This window comes from Peptostreptococcus porci (assembly GCF_009695815.1).
Lineage (GTDB): Bacteria > Bacillota > Clostridia > Peptostreptococcales > Peptostreptococcaceae > Peptostreptococcus > Peptostreptococcus porci.
Window position 1 is genome coordinate 48,462 of sequence record NZ_VUNE01000003.1, and the last position, 21,314, is coordinate 69,775.

18 protein-coding genes and 1 other annotated feature are annotated in these 21,314 nt (G+C 31.4%); of the genes, 2 read left to right on the forward strand and 16 right to left on the reverse strand.

What is annotated here, in order from left to right:
- Positions 1–69 precede the first annotated feature (69 nt).
- The 6 genes from purH to FYJ71_RS05990 form a co-directional block, all read right to left on the reverse strand.
- Positions 70–1,602 carry a bifunctional phosphoribosylaminoimidazolecarboxamide formyltransferase/IMP cyclohydrolase gene (gene purH, locus FYJ71_RS05965; protein ID WP_154537898.1) on the reverse strand — a complete coding sequence of 511 codons (1,533 nt, stop codon included), beginning with the start codon at positions 1,600–1,602 and terminating at the stop codon, positions 70–72.
- A gap of 74 nt (positions 1,603–1,676) precedes the next feature.
- Positions 1,677–2,270, reverse strand: a complete 594-nt coding sequence (gene purN, locus FYJ71_RS05970; RefSeq protein ID WP_154537899.1) for a phosphoribosylglycinamide formyltransferase — start codon at positions 2,268–2,270, stop codon at positions 1,677–1,679.
- Between the two features lie 17 nt (positions 2,271–2,287).
- The gene (gene purM / locus FYJ71_RS05975; protein WP_154537900.1) at positions 2,288–3,370 is read right to left on the reverse strand and encodes a phosphoribosylformylglycinamidine cyclo-ligase; all 1,083 of its coding nucleotides are present in this window, start codon (positions 3,368–3,370) and stop codon (positions 2,288–2,290) included.
- Positions 3,371–3,430: 60 nt separating this feature from the next.
- Positions 3,431–3,907, reverse strand: a complete 477-nt coding sequence (gene purE, locus FYJ71_RS05980) for a 5-(carboxyamino)imidazole ribonucleotide mutase (RefSeq protein ID WP_154537901.1) — start codon at positions 3,905–3,907, stop codon at positions 3,431–3,433.
- Positions 3,908–4,142: 235 nt separating this feature from the next.
- Positions 4,143–5,165 carry a cell wall-binding repeat-containing protein gene (locus FYJ71_RS05985; protein ID WP_195836906.1) on the reverse strand — a complete coding sequence of 341 codons (1,023 nt, stop codon included), beginning with the start codon at positions 5,163–5,165 and terminating at the stop codon, positions 4,143–4,145.
- A 136-nt stretch (positions 5,166–5,301) separates the two neighbouring features.
- On the reverse strand, positions 5,302–5,709 hold the full coding sequence (locus FYJ71_RS05990; protein WP_154537903.1) for a MarR family winged helix-turn-helix transcriptional regulator: 408 nt from the start codon (positions 5,707–5,709) through the stop codon (positions 5,302–5,304).
- Between the two features lie 168 nt (positions 5,710–5,877).
- Between FYJ71_RS05990 and yaaA the strand changes: the two genes are divergently transcribed.
- Positions 5,878–6,699, forward strand: a complete 822-nt coding sequence (gene yaaA / locus FYJ71_RS05995; RefSeq protein ID WP_154537904.1) for a peroxide stress protein YaaA — start codon at positions 5,878–5,880, stop codon at positions 6,697–6,699.
- 585 nt (positions 6,700–7,284) lie between these two features.
- Here the strand turns inward: yaaA and FYJ71_RS06000 are convergent.
- From FYJ71_RS06000 to FYJ71_RS06010, 3 genes are read right to left on the reverse strand one after another with little or no spacing between them, the layout of a single operon-like run.
- Complete coding sequence (locus FYJ71_RS06000; protein ID WP_154537905.1) at positions 7,285–7,461, reverse strand: hypothetical protein; 177 nt, start codon at positions 7,459–7,461, stop codon at positions 7,285–7,287.
- 22 nt (positions 7,462–7,483) lie between these two features.
- Positions 7,484–7,660: a hypothetical protein gene (locus tag FYJ71_RS06005; protein WP_154537906.1), complete on the reverse strand. Its 177-nt coding sequence runs from the start codon at positions 7,658–7,660 to the stop codon at positions 7,484–7,486.
- 32 nt (positions 7,661–7,692) lie between these two features.
- Complete coding sequence (locus FYJ71_RS06010) at positions 7,693–8,946, reverse strand: radical SAM/SPASM domain-containing protein (protein ID WP_154537907.1); 1,254 nt, start codon at positions 8,944–8,946, stop codon at positions 7,693–7,695.
- 165 nt (positions 8,947–9,111) lie between these two features.
- Between FYJ71_RS06010 and FYJ71_RS06015 the strand changes: the two genes are divergently transcribed.
- Positions 9,112–10,794, forward strand: coding sequence for an ATP-binding cassette domain-containing protein (locus tag FYJ71_RS06015; protein WP_195836907.1), 1,683 nt, complete (start codon positions 9,112–9,114; stop codon positions 10,792–10,794).
- A 278-nt stretch (positions 10,795–11,072) separates the two neighbouring features.
- Here FYJ71_RS06015 and FYJ71_RS06020 read toward each other — a convergent pair whose 3' ends face one another.
- The 7 genes from FYJ71_RS06020 to FYJ71_RS06050 form a co-directional block, all read right to left on the reverse strand.
- The gene (locus tag FYJ71_RS06020; protein ID WP_195836908.1) at positions 11,073–12,467 is read right to left on the reverse strand and encodes an SH3 domain-containing protein; all 1,395 of its coding nucleotides are present in this window, start codon (positions 12,465–12,467) and stop codon (positions 11,073–11,075) included.
- Between the two features lie 256 nt (positions 12,468–12,723).
- Positions 12,724–14,103 carry an argininosuccinate lyase gene (argH, locus tag FYJ71_RS06025; protein ID WP_154537910.1) on the reverse strand — a complete coding sequence of 460 codons (1,380 nt, stop codon included), beginning with the start codon at positions 14,101–14,103 and terminating at the stop codon, positions 12,724–12,726.
- Between the two features lie 16 nt (positions 14,104–14,119).
- Positions 14,120–15,334 carry an argininosuccinate synthase gene (locus FYJ71_RS06030; protein ID WP_154537911.1) on the reverse strand — a complete coding sequence of 405 codons (1,215 nt, stop codon included), beginning with the start codon at positions 15,332–15,334 and terminating at the stop codon, positions 14,120–14,122.
- Positions 15,335–15,562: 228 nt separating this feature from the next.
- Positions 15,563–16,435 carry a transporter substrate-binding domain-containing protein gene (locus FYJ71_RS06035; protein WP_195836909.1) on the reverse strand — a complete coding sequence of 291 codons (873 nt, stop codon included), beginning with the start codon at positions 16,433–16,435 and terminating at the stop codon, positions 15,563–15,565.
- 265 nt (positions 16,436–16,700) lie between these two features.
- Positions 16,701–16,906: a binding site (T-box leader), on the reverse strand.
- A 115-nt stretch (positions 16,907–17,021) separates the two neighbouring features.
- Positions 17,022–18,362, reverse strand: coding sequence for a redoxin domain-containing protein (locus FYJ71_RS06040; protein WP_235899088.1), 1,341 nt, complete (start codon positions 18,360–18,362; stop codon positions 17,022–17,024).
- The gene (locus FYJ71_RS06045) at positions 18,344–19,477 is read right to left on the reverse strand and encodes a tetratricopeptide repeat protein (protein ID WP_154537912.1); all 1,134 of its coding nucleotides are present in this window, start codon (positions 19,475–19,477) and stop codon (positions 18,344–18,346) included. The genes FYJ71_RS06040 and FYJ71_RS06045 overlap by 19 nt, the downstream gene beginning before the upstream one ends.
- A gap of 28 nt (positions 19,478–19,505) precedes the next feature.
- On the reverse strand, positions 19,506–21,314 hold the full coding sequence (locus tag FYJ71_RS06050) for a B12-binding domain-containing radical SAM protein (RefSeq protein WP_154537913.1): 1,809 nt from the start codon (positions 21,312–21,314) through the stop codon (positions 19,506–19,508).

Below are 21,314 nucleotides of genomic sequence, written 5' to 3' on the forward strand. Positions count from 1 at the left end.
GAAACCTCCGATCCATTAAATATACGATTAGTGTTATTTTCTAAAAAACTAAGTCAATTTTTTGCGATTTTAGTGTTTAAAATGTCTTGTTCCTGTAAATACCATAGTGATTCCCAATTCATCACAAGCCTTGATTGAATCCTCATCTCTTATTGAACCACCTGGCTGTACAATAGCTCCAATACCATATTCTGCTGCCAATCTCACACAATCATCAAATGGGAAAAATGCATCTGATGCTAGTACTGCACCCTCAAAACTCTTTTCGTCCTTGTTGTTGACAATCGCATTGCTCAACGCCCATATTCTTGATGTCTGCCCACAACCCATTGCAAGAGTTTGACCATCCTTTACTATAGCAATCGCATTTGATTTTAAATTTTTCACGACCTTCATTCCAAAATCCATGTCGTTTATTTCAGCTTCTGTAGGCTGCTTTGCAGTTACTACTTCAAACTTCTCTGTTAAAACAGTATCTTTATCCTGAAGAAGTAGCTTTCCATCAAGATATTTCATATCGAACGGTTGTTTACTTTCTTCAATTTTTTTAAGTCTAAGAACTCTAAGATTCTTCTTTGTTTTCAATATTTCCAATGCTTCAGGCTCAAAATCATATGCAACAATTATCTCCAAAAAGATTGACTTTAACATTTCTGCCGTTTCTTTATCGACAGTTGAAGTTATTCCTACAATCCCTCCGAAAATTGATACTTTATCAGATTCAAAACACTTTGTATATGCCTCCAATGAATCTTTTCCTAGCCCAACACCGCAAGCATTTGCGTGCTTAATAGCTACGGCACAAACTTTATCTGAATCCCTAAACTCTCTCATAAATTCAAGACACCCGGCTAAATCATTGATATTGTTAAATGACAGCTCTTTTCCATTCAATTGCTCATAATTTAATATTGGATTTTGTGCATTCGGTTGTTTATACAAAAATCCTCTCTGATGACCGTTTTCTCCATATCTTAACTCTGTTTCTTTCTCGAAAGTCATATTTAGTATCTCAGGGTATTTATCTCCTACAACACCGGCGAAATATGAAGATATCAATGCATCATATCTTGCTGTCGTAGAAAATGCCTTATATGCAAGTTTTCTTCTATCTTCCAGAGATAATCCACCATTTTCTAATTTTTCTACTACCATTGAATAATCATCTATGTCCACAATTACCGTAACATCCTTGTAGTTCTTTGATGCCGATCTTATCATTGAAGGACCGCCGATATCAATATTTTCAACTATTTCTTCCTGAGATTTGCCACTCTTAACTGCGCCTTCAAAATCATAAAGACTCACTACAACTATATCAATTGGATTGATATTCAATTCCTCAACAGTATCGACATGAGTTTGAATATCCCTTCTATAAAGGATTCCACCATGAACATATGGGTTTAGAGTCTTTACTCTACCATCTAAGATTTCAGGAAAATTTGTAACCTCTTCTACTTGAATAACATTCACACCGTTTTCATATAGTTTTTTATAAGTATTTCCTGTAGATATTATTTCATATCCAAGCTTATTTAATTTTTGACCAAATTCTACTACACCTGTCTTATCTGTAACACTGATTAAAGCTCTTTTCATTGTATCCAACCTTTCCATATCTTATTAGTTAAATAGACAAAATTCCTGAATGTTATTATCGCTTGCTCTTATCGTTAATCCTGAACAAATACCGTTCTTCCGATAACCTTTACCTTGTCATCACAAATCTTTTTCACTGACTCTTTTAGTATTTGATGCTCTACCTTCAATACTCTATTTTGTAAATCCTCTGCTGTATCAGTAGGCAAAACTTCAACAGTTTTTTGAATTATTATTGGACCAGTATCGGCATTTTCATCCACAAAATGCACTGTCGCTCCACTTACCTTCACCCCATATTTAATTGCAGCTTCATGAACTCTCAAACCATAATACCCAACTCCACAAAACGAGGGTATCAATGATGGGTGTATATTGATAATTTTATTTTCAAAAGAGTTCGTAAATTTCTCGCTAAGAATTTTTAAAAATCCTGCTAGCACTACTAGATCTATATTTCTTTCCTCTAACACTCTAATTATTTCTTCTTCATCATTTGAATAAACAGCTTCTATATTATGTTTTTTCGCCCGTTCTAATCCAAAGGCATCCTTTTTATTTGAAATAACTACTGCTATTTCTCCGTTTATTTCCCTTTGCTCAACTGCATCAATCAGCGATTGTAAATTAGTTCCACCACCAGAAACGAGTACTCCAATTTTCTTCATTGTAAAATCCTTTCCGACTATTTTTCTAAAAACTCTACTCCATCGTGCAAATCAGTTACTTTACCAATTATATAAGCTCTATCTTGCATTAAATTTTTATATTTGTCATCCACGTATTTTACATTTTCACTTTCCCTACTATTAATAAAGTCTACCAGTCTATCAGCATCTCTTTCGTCAACTATCATTACCAAGCCTATGCCCATATTAAAGCTCTTATGAAGCTCTCTTGTTTCAACCGCATTAAAGCTTTCAATAAGCTTGAAAATTTCAGGCTTGTCCCAAGAATTAATATTGATATCAAGACCAAGCCCCTTTGGAATTACTCTGACAATATTTTCAACCAGACCTCCACCTGTAATATGAGCAATGGCTTTTACTTCACTATTTCTTATAGAGTCTAATGCTAAATTTACATAAATTTTTGTAGGAGTCAACAATGCTTCGCCAAGACTCATTCCAAGAGAATCTACATGCTCACTCAAATCCATCTTATACTCATCTAAAAAGATCTTTCTAACAAATGAAAATCCATTACTATGAACACCACTTGAAGAAATACCGATTAATACATCACCTTTTTTTACATTTTGTCCGCTTAAAATTTTGCTCTTGTCTGCAATTCCTATAGAAAATCCAGCCAAATCGTAATCTTCTTCAGCATACATACCTGGCATTTCTGCAGTCTCTCCACCGATTAATGCACATCCACTGATTTTACATCCGTCAGCTATTCCTCCGACAACCTTTTCTATATGCTCTGGTACTAGTTTACCAAGAGCGATGTAATCCAAGAAAAACAATGGCTTTGCTCCCTGACAAATCAAATCATTTACGCACATAGCAACCAGATCGATACCTACAGTTTCATGTTTGTCCATCATCTGAGCTATCTTCAGCTTCGTTCCAACTCCATCAGTTGATGCCAATAATACAGGTTCTTCATATCCCATAAATTCCTTTATAGAATACAAACCACTGAAATTTCCAAGATCTCCAATTACATTTGAATCATATGTAGACTTAATCTTCCCTTTAATTAAATCTACAGCTCTATTTCCCTCATCAATATCTACACCTGAACTCTTGTAAGTCAACATAAATTTCTCCTTAAAACTAATAACATTTCGAAAAACTAATAATACTTCAAATACAATAAACTAATTATTTAAAGACTTGTCGTCATCCAATACCTTTTGTGCAATTTCAATCCTGTACTTCTTTAATTGTTCTTTTATTTCTGGATATTTTATGGAACCGATTTGAAGAGCCATCAAGGCTGCATTTAAACCTGAATCTATAGTGACAGTTGCAACCGGAATGCCTCCTGGCATCTGAACCATAGATAAAAGAGAATCCAAGCCGTCCATAGTGGATGATTTGATTGGGAGTCCAACTACTGGAATTAATGTTTGTGCCGCTACAACACCTGGCAGATGAGCAGCCTTTCCTGCTGCTGCTACAATCACATCTACATTTCCCTCAATTTCTTCAAGGAATGTCGATAATTCAACTGGAGTTCTATGTGCCGAAAGAACTCTGACAACTACATCAACTCCCATTGATTTAATCAATTCGATACCACTTTCCAATTTGGGAAGATCTGATTTTGACCCCATAATTACCGCAATTTTCATATTAACTCTCCTTTAAAAAATACGAATAATGGTAAATAATTCATATTATATACACCATTTATATACTAAACATTCTATTATATACGAACTTTATAATAAAATAATAACTTAATATACAGATTTTTTCAATAGTTTTTTGCCAAAAATCAAAAAAGTAGGCAAAATTTTTGCCTACTTTTTGAATTATGTTATTTTATATTATTATTTATAAAATTTTACTTATACACCATTTATACTATTTTGATGGATAAAGCATTTTTTGAACAGTTTTGTCAGATACAGAATTATGACCACCTACAACTAACGCAGCACCACATTTTTCTATATCCCAAGAATCCGAGTTTTCAGACTTAGGTAGTGCGGCAAGGAATTCTTTCATATCCGAATTATCTCTATCATCAGAAATAGGAAGAACTATCGCCGTTCTAGGTTTTACCAAATTTATTCCACTTACAGAATCAGGAAATCTTCTACCATCGACAAATACTATATTCAAATATCCTTTTGCTTGTCTAGCAACCTCTTTTCCAGTATCATATCTATCATTTCCAAATAGCCTTTTTCCTCCGTCTTGAGCAACACTATCTACTCCACCAACAGTATAAACAGTTGTCAATCCATTTTGGCTATATGGCTTTGAACCGTCAACCAATCTCAATCCCAAATTTTCTAAATTACAAAGACCTGATGCAGATAGAGCGTCTGGAAATTTTCTTCCGTCTGCAACTACTACTCTACTCAAGCCTGACATTTTAATAGTCGCCATATTTCTATCGTATGCATTGCTGTTTCCAATTCTAACGACATTTGCTTTTGGCATATATTTTTTTATATAGTTTTCAGTAGATTTATATATTTCTTTTTCACTACCTAACAAATAGACTGTCTTACTTTTATAATAATCTCTCATAAGTCCTATGTTTGCATAGTCTGGTTTGATCAAGAGCAATCTTGCATTAAAAGCCTTACACAAATTGTATGCGCTCAATCCATCTTGAAAACTATCTTGATTTACTAAAACTGTTGGAACACCTTCACCTTCTTTTAATTGGAATACTGAATCTTTATCTTTATGTGGATTTAAAGAATTTGCAGTATATTCTGCAGTTTTTATCCTATCTCTACCATAGAACCTCTTCCATCCACCTTCAAAACCACCATGCGTACCATACTCTTGCCATAACGCAAGAGATGTTCCCACTGAACAAATAGTCAGCATCCCTGCAAGAGCTAAAGTTAACGTTTTTCTAAATTTCATGTCAATATCTCCTTTTATATTATAATATAACATGATTTTATATTGAAAATACGCTAATTGTCAACAATAAAACTAAAACATTTTAATATTTTAAAGTAATAACATAATCGCTTTAAAATAATAATATTATCACTAGTTAAGATCCAATCTTCTTTAATAGCCTAAGCAATTCTTCCTTTTCATAGTCTTCCAATATCTCAAGCTGTTCTACTATCAGTTTTTCGTTCATAGGATACACTTTTTTAATGATATCTCTTCCTTTTTCAGTCAGACTCAAAATGTTACTTCTCTTGTCGTTTGAATCCTTTCTTTTGGTGATAAATCCATTTTTTACCAAATTTCCAACAACAACCGGAATGGTACCGTCTGTACTCAATATTGAATCCTTTACGCTACCAACAGACATATCCCCCTTGTGATATAATGCTTCCAAAACTGCGAATTGACTTAATGTTAGTCCATTTTGCTTGCATAAAAAAGATGTCTTTCTATTAATTTTATTTACAGTCCTATTTAGACCTATTATTAATTTCAATTCAATCATACATAACCTCTCACTTTTTTAGACCTTTACAACATCTCTATTTATGATATCATATTAATGTAAAAAATTAAAATAAATAATTGATAAAATGTGTGATTTTATAAAAAATTAATAAAAGTTTTATAATTAATTAATAGTTATAGGTATTATAAGAAAGAGAGGGACAATATGATCACAATAATTTCTCCTGCAAAGGGATTCAATAGCTTTGACTATCACGACTACAATATAATAAAAAAAGAAGACGTATCGCTTCCTCATTTTCTGGAAAACGCAAAAGAAATAGTAGGCAATTTAAAAAGCTTAGATATTGATGATATATGCAAGTTGATGAAGACAAATATGGAAATAGGGTCATTAAATTACGAAAGATACAAAGATTTCAAATTTGACAAGAATGGAATACCAGCAATACTGGCATATGAGGGTATGCAGTACACAGCAATTAAGGCTTCAGATTTAAATCGAAACGAGCTATTTTATGCTAACGACCATATCAGAATATTATCTGGTCTTTACGGAATATTAAGCCCACTAGATTCAATATATCCATATCGTTTGGAAATGGCTACAAGGCTAGCAATAAATAAAACAAAAAATCTTTATGAATATTGGAATAATCATATTTTCGAGAAAATTAAAAATGATTTAAAATCACACGACGACAAGATAATCTTAAATCTGGCATCTGATGAATATTCAAGGGTGATAAAAAAATATTTGGATAATGAAGCTACATTCGTTACTTGCTCGTTTAAAGCAATAAAAAACAATAAATTGACCACCCATTCAACAATTTCCAAACCAGCGAGAGGAAAAATGGTTAATTATATCATTAAAAACAGAGCAGATGATATTGAAACAATAAAAAAATTTAACTATGATGGATTTTCGTTCCATAGTGAAATTGTATCAAAAAATGAAAAAATCATAGAGCTAATATTTGTAAAGGATGTAACTATTAAGCCATTTTCTTTAATACAGCGATAGAGGTGCGTAAAAATATGCTACAGTTCAAATGAACTTAAACTGTAGCATAAAGAGTAAAATTATTTTTACTTTAACTTTTCAACACTATTTGACAAAGATGTATTTCAATATGTGATTTTACATCTTTAATTTCTATTTATTCTTAAATACTAATGACATCATACTGTTATTTTTGTGCTATAATAATGGACGCTACAAAATACAAAATTGATTTAAAATCAAGTTTTAAAAACATAATACTCATAAAAAAATCACCACTATACTGAGTATTAATAAAAAATATATTTAGCAAAGACATCAACATAAACAATATACTTATATATTTTAGAATAGCATCATTACTTAATCTGTTTTTTATACATATGCTGTTATAAAAAATAAAAAATAGTATTAGTATTGATGTAACCACAATTATTTCTATCAGTTGAACGATTGGTAAAAATAAACTAGTTATGTCCGATTTAATAATATTATCGATGATAATATAGCATCTATACCCTATATTTAGTATGCCTACAACAATAAACATTATCAAAAATACGCTTATAATAAAATTTTTAGTTCTAAATATTTTAATCATAACAACTACTTCCCATTATAATGTACACATTCTTTTCCATGAAATAGGCAAAACCTCGTCCCCAAACATGCAAATGCAAAACATAAAGACTTACAAGGACCCTTTCTATTCAAGCAAATATTAAAAACACAAGCTGATGCTGGTTTTATTTCGTCTTTTTTTGTTTCTTTTATCCACTCCAACTTAATATCTCCTCTCGAAAAACTAACTACCTGCTTGCACAAGACAAGTCAATGATTTACAAGGCTTTCCATTTATTCTAAGAACACAAAAAAATGGATTGTTCATCCTACAACCAGTCCTTTTACAGCGACAATTACTTAGACATCCTGGTGTTAACATCAACTCAATTGAATCATTTGGTTTTTTAATCCAATGCATCAATATCCCCCCTCTTAATTCTAAATTTATAATTACAAAAAAGTAGTCAATAACTCTTTATAATTATTTTTGTTACTATCACATATTTTTTTATTCTTCCTTATTACTGAATACGGACAACCATTTAGACATATGGGAAAAACGCTACAATTAATGCATTCTTCATCTCTAAATGGATCATACGATAACCATTTGTATAATTTGTCACTTTCGACCACTCCATCTTTAATGTTACCAATTTTATATTCTTTCCTACCTATATCATTCCAACACTTATATAAATCTCCCAATGGATCAATTAGTAAAGAGTGTGGTGAAACTGCACCACATAAATAAGGATTTCTTTCTTCAAAAATATCATCACCATTCTTCAGTAACATTCTCTTTAAAAAATCTTTCTGCTTTAATGTGAAATCATTTTCATCATAGTTAATATATAAATCATCGCTATTTGGCAACGACATATTGATATCATCTACAGGAGCTAGATAAATATGTACATTATCAAGAATGCCCTCTTTTTCAAGATATTCCATCAAGTTATCTATGTAGCCAATATTTGTTTTATCAACATTAACTCTTAGACTAATGTGTGCATCTTTACATAAATGAGTTATATTTTCGATTATTGCACGAAAAGTTTTCCCTCCATCAAATCTAAATCGTCTTTTATCATGTATAAATTCTGGACCATCTATTGTTATCTGTATATTAAGTATATTTAATTCTTTTAACTTGTCTCTGACACATCCATCTAACAGATATCCATTCGTGACTATAGAGTTATTTATTGTAAGTCCATCTTTTCGTATACCTTTTATTATTTTTTCAATTGTATCTATTTCCAACAAAGGTTCACCTCCATACCAACATATGTTGATAACATCAGTATTTTGAGAATTAATAAAATCTATAACATTTTTTACTACTTCATCTGACATATCTTCATATTTTATGCCTTTTTCGTAACAATATGGACACCTAAAATTACAATTTGTCGTTGGGGCAATTGTTAGTGATATTTCATTCTTGCTATATCTAGAATAGTACGACTCGAATTTGAGTTTATTTAACTGTTCACCATATTCTGTTTCAATAAAATTCCCTCTTAATAACTCATCATATAATAAAGCATGTTTATTATTAGAATCATACGCATCCTTTTCTATGCCATTCAGCACAGAAAACTCCTCTTGATTCAGTGATATTATTCCTCCAGAAAAAGTATTGTAAACAATAACTTTATTTTTACTATTCTGAATTATATTATATTTTGATTGATACATAACTTTTATCTCCTAATAATACTCTATTTAATTGTTATTATACATCAAATAATTATCTTTTTCAATAGCAGAATTTTCATTATTTAATATTTATTTGCAAATATTCTAGTATCTTATTTAAAATTATGTTATTATAGTATAAAAATCTAGTGAGGTATGTGTATTATGAAAAATATAGTAAATTCAATAAAAATTATATTTAGTATTTCTAAATTTTATTTATTTTTAGTGATTTCTTCAGCATTTTTTAGCAGTGTTTTACAGGTTACCATGGTTTACTCTGTAAAAATAATAATAGATGGACTTCAAAATGGAGATTCTAGTTTTTTATATAGTATTATTATATTTGTTTTTAGTATATCTATTTTACTTCCTTTCTCTAATTCTTTTTTCTCTGATAGAACAATACCTATTTTGAGCAATAAAATAGATCAGTTCATAATAAAAAAAATATACCTAAAATACCTTAACATAGACCTTAATTTTTTTTCTACTTCCAATAATTATGATTTATATTATTATGCGATAAATAATATAAATGTAATAAAAGAAATAGGTTCATCGATAGGTAACATTCTGACTAATAGTTTAAGCTTACTTGGTATAATAGGATTGTTTATTTTATATGACTTTAAACTAATATTCATAGTCCTATTTGGCTCAATAATTTCGTTTATCTTATCATTGATTAAAGAAAAACTAAATTTTAATTTAGAATTTAAAAATATTCCGTACATACGCAAATTGGAATATATAAACAGGATTTTCTATTTATCTGACTATTCTAAGGAAATAAGAAATAATTATTCAGATAGTTTTTTAAATTTGTACGATTCTTCATACAAAAAATTATATGATAATATAAAAAAATCATCTAAACTAATTATACCAACAAGTTTTTTCATTGATTTTTTCAAAATTAATACATTTCTTTTGATTATATATTTACTTGGAAGTGGTGTTGTAGAAAAGAAAATTTCTATTGGCGTATTTTCTATGTCTATTTCTGGATGTCAGCAGATGTATTCTATACTAGAATCGTTATTTATGACTTTTCCAACCCTATACTCTATGTCAATAAAAATTGAAAAAATCAAAAAACTCTTTAGTATTGATAATATAGAAAAAAATAATTTTAATGTTGAAAAAATAAACAAAATAAGTCTAAAAAATGTGTCTTTTAAATACAATGACAACAGTAATGTGTATACACTAAAAAATATTTCTTTGGATATAACTGAAGACATCAGAAAAATTGCAATAATTGGTAAAAATGGATGTGGAAAAAGTACTCTATTAAATATAATCTCTGGTTTATATAAGCAAACCGATGGACAAATTTATTACAATGATATAAGTAATGAATACGTAAACTTATCATTTATAAGAAAACATTTTTACATAGTATTTCAAGATTATAAATTTTTTTCAATGAGTATTAAAGATAATATTTTACTATCAGTATCTAATAAAAAAACAGATATTGAAAAAAATATATTAAACGCTTTGAAAATTGTTGGCTTGTATGACAAAATAACTTGTTTAAAATATGGACTAGACACAGTAATTTCAAATGAGTTCGAAGATGAGGGAGAGAATTTTTCTCAAGGAGAATTGCAAAGGCTTGCTATTGCTAAAGCAATTATATCAGATAAAGAAATTATAGTACTAGATGAACCTTTTAGCTTTGGTGACAGTGAATATCAGAAAAATATATCAAATATACTTGATGTGTTGTCAAAAGAAAAGAAAATCATCGTAGTAACGCATAATCAAGATATCATTAGTTATTTCGATAAAGTATATAAACTTGATGGTAATAATTTATGTATAAATACGACTATGTAGTTTATTTTTTATAAAATAATATTATAGGATTAGAATGATAAAAACGAAAAATTGAGAATATAGATTTTTTTTCAAGTCTATGTAACTTTTTCTGTAAACTCGCCTTCTGTGGCTAATCTGCCGATTAGGCAGTTAAAAATTAAAAAGTTAATTATTGGGAAGGTTGGAGAAAATCCAACCTTCCTTTTATAAGATTACTTATTTTTTACATGCTCTCGCATTTAAATGAGTTTACCGTTTTTTCATCAAAGTTTATCATAAAATAGCTCTGGCTATTATTATTTTATAGAGCCATTAATAGTGTTATATGAAATCCAACCAGTCGCTCCATCATAATTTATCTTGCACCACATTCGTTCTGGGCTTTCAATATATGTGTCGATTACATAAACTGTTGTTCCAGACAATAAAGTTCTGACAATTGCCGAATTTTTTGATGGTTTTTCTCTCATATTCGTATTCTTAGCCTTAACAGTCTGATTAGTATTTTTTACTTTCTTTGCTAATTCCTCGTTGGCAGGTTCAACTTTAATCACAGCCTGTGAATTTGTACTCCCATCTAATATTTTGGCACTACTTGTTCCTGGTTCTCCCAAAGGTAAACTAGTATCAGAAGGCCAATAAGTATCGTCTGTATCTATACTTATCTTGATGTTTTTTCCACTCTCGTTGTAGTTTACGTTGCCATTAGATGCTGATAAGCGAATCATTTTTACCAATCCAGATCTCTTACCTCTATTATCACCAGTTTTAATATTTAGACTCTGAGGTTTTGATAACACAAAGATAATATATTTTTCATCAGTTACAAAACCCCCTGAATTTGGATCGCTTTTCCCTTGTAATTCTAGAACTCCATCATAAGTAAGAACTTTTATTGTTCCATCCAAAACCACTCTCCCTGATTTTTCTTCGGCTGCAATCTGTTCATTTAGCTTATTTGATCCAGACGTTGTTTTAGAGTTGTCACCATCCTTACTTTTATCTGAAGTGTTAGATACTGCTTTGCTTTCCAATGCCTTTGCTTCAATGGTTTTTTCGGCTAATTTTGAAAGTTCACTCCTGTCACTTATATCGACCCACTTTATTTCTTTTGTGTTTTCGTTAGAAGGCATATTATCATATTTCCCTTCCCAAACAGTCTCAGTGTTTAATGAATTATCCTTTATTTTAATGTTCATAACAACCGAATCTCCAGTCCCAGACGTAAGTTCCTCATAATATAATCCCATAGCATCATCATTTGTCCTTACCTCACCTCTAAAGCCCCCAGCGCCGGCAACTCCATATCCGATGACTTCAATTGGTTCGATTAGTTTATCTCCTTTTGGATCGTAAGAAAAAACTCTAAATCTGCCAACTATAGATTCTGGTTTTTTATATACTAACATTTGAGAAATATCATTACCATCCATTTTTACAATGGCATATTTATATTCCCTGCCTGTTTCCCCATTATCATCAAAATCATAAGTCGTAATCTTATCCAACACTTCATTATAAAGTTTTGCAGATTTTTCATTTACAGTTTCTTCTTTTACAGATTCCTTTTTTTGAACAGCTTTGTTTTCTGTTTGTTTTTTAGCAGAACATCCTACTATAGTTAAACTAAAGGTTGCAATAAGTAGAACTAGCGAAAACTTAACGAACTTTTTTGACCTAAAAAATAACATAATAATTTCCTCCATTTTAATGCTTTATGATTTCATTTTATTATATTATGTTATATGTGTAAAGATACATTTTTAAAATAATTGATAGTGTCAACTTTTTATGGAGTTTTTTCATCCTAATTACCATAATAGTCAATTTTCCAAGTTCATCTTGGGTATCTTCTGCAGTCTCTTTCAAAACGCTAAGTATCGTAGTGATATTTTCTTTCTTGTTTACTTATCAATAATAGATTTAAAAATATTAAAGTAAATGGTTCTATTTATCCACTAAAAAAGTATTCATAATATCAATATGCTTTTTAACATATTCACCACTTGGTCCACCTACAATATTTCTTTTTCTGATACAAGAGAGCACACTTATTTCACCATATACGTCTTCTTCAATCAAATCACAATATTTTTTGTATTCGTTTATTGAAATTTCTTCCAGAGTTATATCTTTATAAATACAATCTAGAACAATTTCACCAGTTATCTTATGAGCATCTCTAAATGCAACGCCTTTCTTGACCAAGTAGTCCGCCAAATCCGTCGCATTTGTAAATCCACCACTAGCTGCTTTATACATATTATCATTTTTAATTTTCATTGTTTTTATCATAGGAATGATGATCGTTAGACACTTTATCCAAGTCTCGACACCGTCAAATAAACACTCTTTATCTTCTTGCATATCCTTGTTATAAGCCAGTGGAATTCCCTTCATTGTAGTTAACAGAGATAATAAATCTCCATATACACGTCCAGTTTTTCCCCTTATTAATTCTGCTGCATCCGGATTTTTCTTTTGAGGCATCATTGAGCTACCTGTGCTATATGCGTCATCTATTTCTACAAACCCAAATTCCTGACTTGACCACAATATTAGCTCCTCGCACAATCTACTCAAATGCATCATACCTACACTTGCATTGCTCAATAAGTCAATTGCGTAGTCCCTATCGCTTACTCCGTCAAGTGAATTAAGTGTCGGACTAGAAAACCCTAGTAATTCTGTTGTATATTGCCTATCTATTTCAAATGTAGTTCCAGCCAAAGCACCACTTCCAAGAGGATTTGTATCATGTATATCCAACCATGATGATAATTTCAAATAATCTCTTTTTGCCATTTCTGCATATGCCATTAAATGATGTGCTAGAGTTATGGGTTGTGCTCTTTGAAGATGAGTGTACCCAGGCATTACGGTATCGATATTATCTTCTGACACTTTAATCAAAGTTTTAATCCATTGCTTTAACAACTCTTGAATATTTATTACCGCATCTCTTGAATATAGCTTTAAATCTAGGGCAATCTGGTCATTTCTACTTCTAGCAGTATGAAGCTTTTTTCCAGTTTCACCAATCTTGTTTGTCAAAAGCACTTCTATATTCATGTGAATATCTTCATTTTTTGTAGAAAACTCCACTTTTCCACTCTCAATTTCACATTCTATTTCCATAAGTGCATCTACTATTTCCTTACATTCCTTGTCTGATATTATTCCAGATTTTGCCAGCATTGTGGCATGAGCCTTACTACCGACAATATCAAAATGATATAGCTTTTTATCAAAACCTATCGATGAGTTAAAATCCTCCATCAATGAGTCAGTATTTTTTTCAAATCTTCCTCCCCACAACTTTTCCATAATAATCTCCTTTTATTTAGAATAAATCTATTCCATTTTTTATCTTCATCTTTGCATTCATTTTTAGTGGCAAGCCGAATAAATTGATAAATCCTTCTGCGTCCATTTGGTTATATACATTATCTTCACCAAAGGTAACTAATTCTTCACTATATAGAGAATATGGTGATTCAACTCCAACAGAATAACAGTTACCCTTGTACAACTTCATCTTTACATCTCCTGTGCAAGTCTGCTGCGTACTTTCAATAAATGCGTTTAGTGCCTCTCTCAATGGTGTATACCACATTCCATCGTAAACCAATTCAGAATACTTAATGGCAACCTGATTTTTATATGACATTGTCGCTCTATCCAATACCAAGCTTTCTAAAACAGTATGTGCCTCCATCAATAAAGTTCCACCAGGAGTTTCGTACACACCTCTCGATTTCATTCCAACCAATCTATTTTCAACTATATCAAGAATACCCACTCCGTTTTTTGCTGCAATCTCATTAGCTTTTTCTAGTAACGCCAATGGTTCCATCTTTTCTCCGTTTATCGCCACAGGATTTCCTTTTTCAAAACTGATAGTTACATATTCGGCAACATTCGGCGCATTTTCTGGATTTGTACAAATCAAGCAAAGATCATCAATTGGTTGGTTTGCAGGGTTTTCCAAATCTCCACCCTCATGGCTTAGATGGAACACGTTTCTGTCCATGCTATATGGTCTTTTCTTAGTTACTGGGACCTCAATACCATGAGCATTTGCGTAATCTATTGCATCTTCCCTAGACTTAATATCCCAAACCCTCCAAGGAGCAATTATTTTTGTATCTGGTCTAAGTGCCTTTATAGATAATTCAAATCTAACCTGATCATTTCCCTTACCTGTTGCTCCATGGCAAATATAGTCGGCATTTTCTTTCATGGCAACCTTCACCAATTCTTTTGAAATTAGAGGTCGAGCTGCCGATGTTCCCAGTAGATATTTTCCTTCGTATTTTGCTCCAGATTTAATCATAGTCCAAACGTAGTCCTTTGCAAATTCTTCCTTTGCATCAACTATGTAACACTTACTTGCACCACTTTTTATCGCCTTATCGTAAACTATATCTAATTCATCACCTTGTCCTACATCTACACAAGTTGCTATAACTTCGCAACCTTCATAATTTTCCTTTAACCATGGTATTATTACTGATGTATCCAAACCACCTGAGTATGCTAAAACTATTTTTGTCATTTTATTTCTCTCCTATCTCTTTTAATATCCCATACAGCTAAATATTGTTTTTGAAGCTTCATTTTATAACTCTATTTGCTATTTATTTCAACTCTATTTGCAATTTACTTCAATTCTATTTGCTATTTATTTCAACTTTATTTACAATTTATTTCAACTGTATTCGCTATTTATTTCAACTATATTTACCGTTTGTTTCAACTCTATTTGTCAATCTGTTTTTTGATTCTATTTCTCAGCGTTCTGCTGACCTGCGATATCAATATTTTTATTTAATATCTTGTCATATTCACCACTATCATGTAGCTCTTTAATCAATGAGTTTACTTCTTTTAGTAATTCCTCATTATTTCCTTTTTTTAATGCTATTGCAGCAGTTTCTCCTGCATCAGAGGATGATAAGCCTTTAATATCCAAGACCTTAATACCTTCAAATTGCTTTTCATTGATTTTTGCAACTGTAGAACTTGCAATTACTGCCTCAATGTTTCCATTTTTCAAATCTGATACCAAATCAGGAATATTTAATAATGATTTCGTGTTAGGAACCTTTAGCTTTTCCACTGCTAATATTTCTTGGGTACTTCCCTTCTGAACACCTATCTTTAATTGCTTTAAATCGCCAGCTGTTTCAGCCTTCTTATTAAAATCAGCTTTTACAATAAGTGAGTTTGTCCCTGTGAAATACACGTCAGAAAAATCAATTGTTTTCTTTCTTTCGTCAGTTGGTGTCATACCTGTTATCGCCATATCGATTTTGTCAGATACCAAAGCAGGAATCAATGAATCAAAATCCATTGTTTTTATTTCTAGCTTTACACCGAGTTTTTCTGCTACTTTGTTTGCTAGATCTATATCTGCACCTACAACCTCACTTTTTCCATCAGTTGATTTAATAAACTCAAAGGGTGGATATCCAGGAGCAGTACCTACTACCAATGTTCCTTTCGCTTTTATGCTTTCAAGAGTGCTTTTAGAAGTTGTCTGTGTGTCTGAATCGCTGGCATCTTTTTTACTACATCCTATTGCAGCTATTGAAACAGCAGCAACTAATAAAGCTACTATCATTTTTTTTGTAATTTTTTTATTAAATAATTTCATATTCTCAACCTCCATATTATTATCTTCATTTTCATCATTATTTTCATTTTCATATACTACTCGCATCTAATGACAAGTATAAAAAAAATCTCTTGGAAAATATCCAAGAGACGATTAATCGCGGTACCACTCCTGTTGATAGTATAACTCAAATTATAACTTGGAAAATCAATAATTTCCGGAATATTATTGACGAATATTTTATCATTCATATCACAGCGATTGCAATTGTGATTTCGATAAAAAAAGTCTCTTGGCCATATGACCAAGAGACGAAAATTCCGCGTTACCACTCTATTTGATAGAACTACTATCCACTCAAACCCTTAAGGCGGGAAACCTGCCAGAATACTAAAATTTCCTCTAGCAACCTCCAAAGCTCTCTTCACTTCAGACTTCAGTATTGGACTCACACCATACTCCAACTCGCTTAAAATCCATCTGAGCTACTCTCTTTTTCATCGGCTTCTATATCTTGTTTGATTGATGTTTTTTATTATACTTAGATAAAAAAAGAATGTCAATAACTTTTTAGTATTTTTTTTTGAAAAATTCAAAAAACATTAAACTAAATAATGTTGTTTTTCTAATTATTTGGCTTTCCAGTCAACACCTCTCGCAAAGCACTTTCCATAATTTCTTTTGTCATCATCCCAGCAATATGACCATAAATATTTCCATCTTTGTCCACGAAAATTGTCGTTGGTAACGAATAAATGCCATATTTGCCAAATATTTTTCCATCACTGTCCATTAAAACGTTGTATGTTATTTCGTTATCTTTTATAAACTGCTTCACTCCGTCTATATCCATCTCTCTACCTTGACTTGGCGCTACTACTCCTAATATCACAATGTCTTTTTTGTTATATCCCTTTTCCTCGTAAATTTTTTGAATATCAGGAATCTCTTTTTTACAAGGTGGACACCAAGTAGCAAAGAAGTTTATAAATACAACTTTTCCCTTAAAATCATTCTTTATGTTAATTGTATTTCCATTTTGATCCTTTAGTTCAATATCAATCGGCTCCACATTTGCTTGATTGCTGTCGGCTCCTTTATCACTATCGGAACTATCGCTACTCGATCCACTACTGTCCTCAGTATCAGTATTTTTATTTGAAGAGCTTGCTCTATCATCAACTGAGCTTTCCTGTTGAGTTTGGTCGTTAAATAATGCTCCAAACTTTTCGAATTTACCGAGAATCAGCAAGGCACCCATTATCACCAAAATGATACCTCCGACTTTGACGATTTTGTTTAAAGCTGACTGCCTTCCCTTAATAAAGCTCAGTGTTTCATTCGTAAAAATCCCCAAAATTAAAAATGGTATCAGAAATCCTAGTGAATATAATAAAATATATATGTTACCGACACTAGAGCTAGATGCATTACTTGCCATTAGTAATACAGATGCCAGAGCCGGACCAACGCATGGCGTCCACGCAAAACTAAAGCCAAATCCCATAATGAAAGCCATTATTGGATTCATTTTTTTGTCGCCTATTCCCTTACTTACGCCAAAATTTCTATCAAGCAGACTAAATTTCAATACGCCAAGCTGTTTTAAGCCAAGTAGTATTATAATAATACCACTTACAATTGAGAAAGTTCTTCCTTGCTCTCTTATAACATTGCCCAAACTTGAAAAACCAAGTCCCAAGATAAAAAATGTTGTGGATATTCCAAGAACAAAGAAAAATGTATGAAGCATTATTTTATTTCTGTTTTTTAGTTTACTGCTACCGTCTTGCACTTCTCCAGCCAAATAACTCATATACAGTGGAATCAATGGTATCACACAAGGAGAGAAAAAAGAAATCACACCTTCCAAAAATACCATCAAAAAATTAATGTTATTACCCAAATTAAATGTTCCTATAAAATCACACCCTTTTTCTCTATTTTTTACAATTGTTTCATGCAAGCAATCGTAACCTCGTCTAACGGATCAATTTCATATGCCCTTTCAATATAGTATTTCGCTTCGTCATAATCTCCTATCTGAAGGTATGCCATTCCAAGATTACAAAGAATTTCTGGATCATCTTTTTTGAGCTTTGATGCCTTAGTCAAATACTCAATTGTTCCATTGAGATTTCCTTCCTCTGCCAAACACAAAGCCATCTCAACCAAAGTATCAACCTGAGTTGGTCTGATTATCAATATTTTTTCCAAATATCTCTTTGCATTTCCCATTTCTCCAAGGGATTTATAAGCCAAGCTGATTATAAACAATAAATTCCACCAGTCCGGATTTTCTTCTTCAAGTGGCAATAGCAATTCCAAACCTTCCTCTGCCCTCCCCTGAAAAACTAAATTATACCCTTTTTCATAATTCACTTTATAATCAATTTTTTCTAGATTGTCCCTAATTTCAAACACTAGACTTTCTTCCAATCCAAGATCCAATGCTTTCTCCCAAACCAATTTTGACTTAATAAACTGCTTCTGGTTTAGATAATGAAATCCTAGTTGATAATAGGCAAGCGCAAATGAATCGTCAATATCGATTATTTTTTCAAGACTACTCAATGCTTCCATCAAGAAATCATTCATCGCTATCAGATCTTCATCTTTTTGATACCTAGTTGAAATTTCCTGACATATTATCGAATATTGATACAATGCCATAATATCTTCTTGTGATCTTCTCAGATACGATTTTATATAAGCCAGTGCATCTGTAATTTCTCCATTGTTAAACGATATATTAGAAATATACCCCAAATATGAAAGAATATCAAAATTTGTTTTTACAGAAAACGCATTAATAAATTTATCATATTCTTCATTATACACAAATTCACTATCAATACCCTGTAAAAACAACATAGCATCGACAATTGACATCATATTAAGCTCCTCTTGAGCCTTGTTTTCTTGTATTGATTTTACCAATACATTACTTTTCATAGGGACCTTCAAACCCTCATACGGTACATTATAGCCGTCCAGTCCCATTTCACTATTATTATTTATAGTTATAAAGACTAATTCCTCAGATTTGTCCAATATATATTTTTCAATTCTATCTCTCATATTCTTCCTTTCATACTTTATGCCAAGTCTAAAGCTTTACTCTATACGTTTTCGATTTTTCAAATATTTTATCTATATCGTAAAAGAACAGCACAGATGTTTGAATTTCACAAATTTCATCAAAACATACTTTCTCAAGCTCCCCATTGAGCTTTAATTTGTCTAATTTTTCCTTTATGCCTATGACATCGTATTTAAATTCCTCAAAATGGATATGCTTGACAATGTTTTTAGCTGGTGTTCCAAAATACTTCGGCACGTATTTTCTTTGATTTTCCTCGTTTTGCAAAAATTTATGTCCCTTGTCTTTGTAGTCCTGAACATCAATCCTATCAAAAAATGATGGTATTGTCGATTGTTTTCCCATAGAAAGGTAATCAAATTTTACAAGCTCCTTAAAAACAATAAATTCCTCACGTTCTGAAATTATTTTTTTTGCAAAACCTAATAATACTTCATAAAGCTTGTTTTTGCCCAAAGAAATATCAAAATATCCATTTTCGTCAAAAAAAACCGAGAACTGTTCATAAAAAACGAATGGTCTATCATAATATCTAGCTATAATATAATCAATGGATACATTGAAATTTCCTGAATTATAGTATATTTCTAGAATTTCCTCTATGTCTTTAAGCTTCAATATCTCATCATAAGCTATAAACTTATTGGATAATATTTCATAGGGCGGATAATCCTTATATTCATAACCAAATGCATCAGAGCTATTTCTCAAACCAGTCCCCTTTATCATCTTTAAAAATCCAAGCTGAAGGCATTCTGGATACAAGCCATACACATCATCAAATGACAATCCGAATCTATCATAATCTTCAAACGGAAGCCCTGCAATCAAATCCAAATGCTGATGAATATTTTTATATGATGATATTCTTCTTACAACCTTTGTCAATTTTTCAAAATCATCAGTTCTTCCCACTGCTACAAGGGATTGCTCATTCGTGGACTGAACGCCGATTTCAAATTGAAAAAGTCCTGGCTTACAATCTCTCAAAAACGTTAGCATCTCCTCATCTAGCAAATGAGCTGTAACTTCAAAATGATACGAAGTCTTTCCGTTATCGTTCTCCATCAAAAATTTCATTATATCTATTGCTATCTTCTTATTTGCATTGAAAGTTCTATCAATAAACTTGATCTGTGACACTTTGGCATCAATCAAGCTTTTCAAATCTGACTTTATTCTTTCTGTACTGAAATATCTCAATCCCTTCAGAGTCGATGACAGACAAAACTGGCAGTCGAATGGACAACCTCTTGATGACTCAAAATACACTATTTTATTTTCATATTCACTAACATCAATATTTCTATATGGACTAGGAATATCGTCTAGATTTTCGATTAGTGGCATGGATTCATTAGCAATCACACATCCATTTTTTTTGTAACAAATTCCTCTTACACTTTCGATATCTTTATTTTTGATGAAGTGTAAAATCAAGTCTCTATAAATAACTTCACCCTCGCCAAACAAAATAAAATCAGCAAAATCGTACTCTTCAATCAAATTTAGGTAATCATAACTCACTTCTGGACCACCAAGACATATAACTATTTCAGGCTTCACTTTTTTTATGTTGTTGCAGATTTTTTTTATATCTTCAATATTCCAAATATACGTTGAGAAAACTATCATATCAACATTCATCTTCACTATGTCTTTCATAATATAGTCTATTGAATTGTTTATAGTGTACTCTCTCAGCATCACCGAATAATCATCTCCCTCGAGATATTTAGAATATTCCCTAATATATCTAATTGCCAAATTTGTATGAATAAATTTGGAATTTAACGTTGTCAATAGTACCTTCAT

Excerpts from the sequence above, each read along its gene's own strand:
- purH (WP_154537898.1), bottom strand. The coding sequence starts at position 1,602 with ATGAAAAGAGCTTTAATCAGTGTTACAGATAAGACAGGTGTAGTAGAA.
- purN (WP_154537899.1), bottom strand. The coding sequence starts at position 2,270 with ATGAAGAAAATTGGAGTACTCGTTTCTGGTGGTGGAACTAATTTACAA.
- purM (WP_154537900.1), bottom strand. The coding sequence starts at position 3,370 with ATGTTGACTTACAAGAGTTCAGGTGTAGATATTGATGAGGGAAATAGA.
- purE (WP_154537901.1), bottom strand. The coding sequence starts at position 3,907 with ATGAAAATTGCGGTAATTATGGGGTCAAAATCAGATCTTCCCAAATTG.
- FYJ71_RS05985 (WP_195836906.1), bottom strand. The coding sequence starts at position 5,165 with ATGAAATTTAGAAAAACGTTAACTTTAGCTCTTGCAGGGATGCTGACT.
- FYJ71_RS05990 (WP_154537903.1), bottom strand. The coding sequence starts at position 5,709 with ATGATTGAATTGAAATTAATAATAGGTCTAAATAGGACTGTAAATAAA.
- yaaA (WP_154537904.1), top strand. The coding sequence starts at position 5,878 with ATGATCACAATAATTTCTCCTGCAAAGGGATTCAATAGCTTTGACTAT.
- FYJ71_RS06005 (WP_154537906.1), bottom strand. The coding sequence starts at position 7,660 with ATGCATTGGATTAAAAAACCAAATGATTCAATTGAGTTGATGTTAACA.
- FYJ71_RS06010 (WP_154537907.1), bottom strand. The coding sequence starts at position 8,946 with ATGTATCAATCAAAATATAATATAATTCAGAATAGTAAAAATAAAGTT.
- FYJ71_RS06015 (WP_195836907.1), top strand. The coding sequence starts at position 9,112 with ATGAAAAATATAGTAAATTCAATAAAAATTATATTTAGTATTTCTAAA.
- FYJ71_RS06020 (WP_195836908.1), bottom strand. The coding sequence starts at position 12,467 with ATGTTATTTTTTAGGTCAAAAAAGTTCGTTAAGTTTTCGCTAGTTCTA.
- argH (WP_154537910.1), bottom strand. The coding sequence starts at position 14,103 with ATGGAAAAGTTGTGGGGAGGAAGATTTGAAAAAAATACTGACTCATTG.
- FYJ71_RS06030 (WP_154537911.1), bottom strand. The coding sequence starts at position 15,334 with ATGACAAAAATAGTTTTAGCATACTCAGGTGGTTTGGATACATCAGTA.
- FYJ71_RS06035 (WP_195836909.1), bottom strand. The coding sequence starts at position 16,435 with ATGAAATTATTTAATAAAAAAATTACAAAAAAAATGATAGTAGCTTTA.
- FYJ71_RS06045 (WP_154537912.1), bottom strand. The coding sequence starts at position 19,477 with ATGAGAGATAGAATTGAAAAATATATATTGGACAAATCTGAGGAATTA.
- FYJ71_RS06050 (WP_154537913.1), bottom strand. The coding sequence starts at position 21,314 with ATGAAGGTACTATTGACAACGTTAAATTCCAAATTTATTCATACAAAT.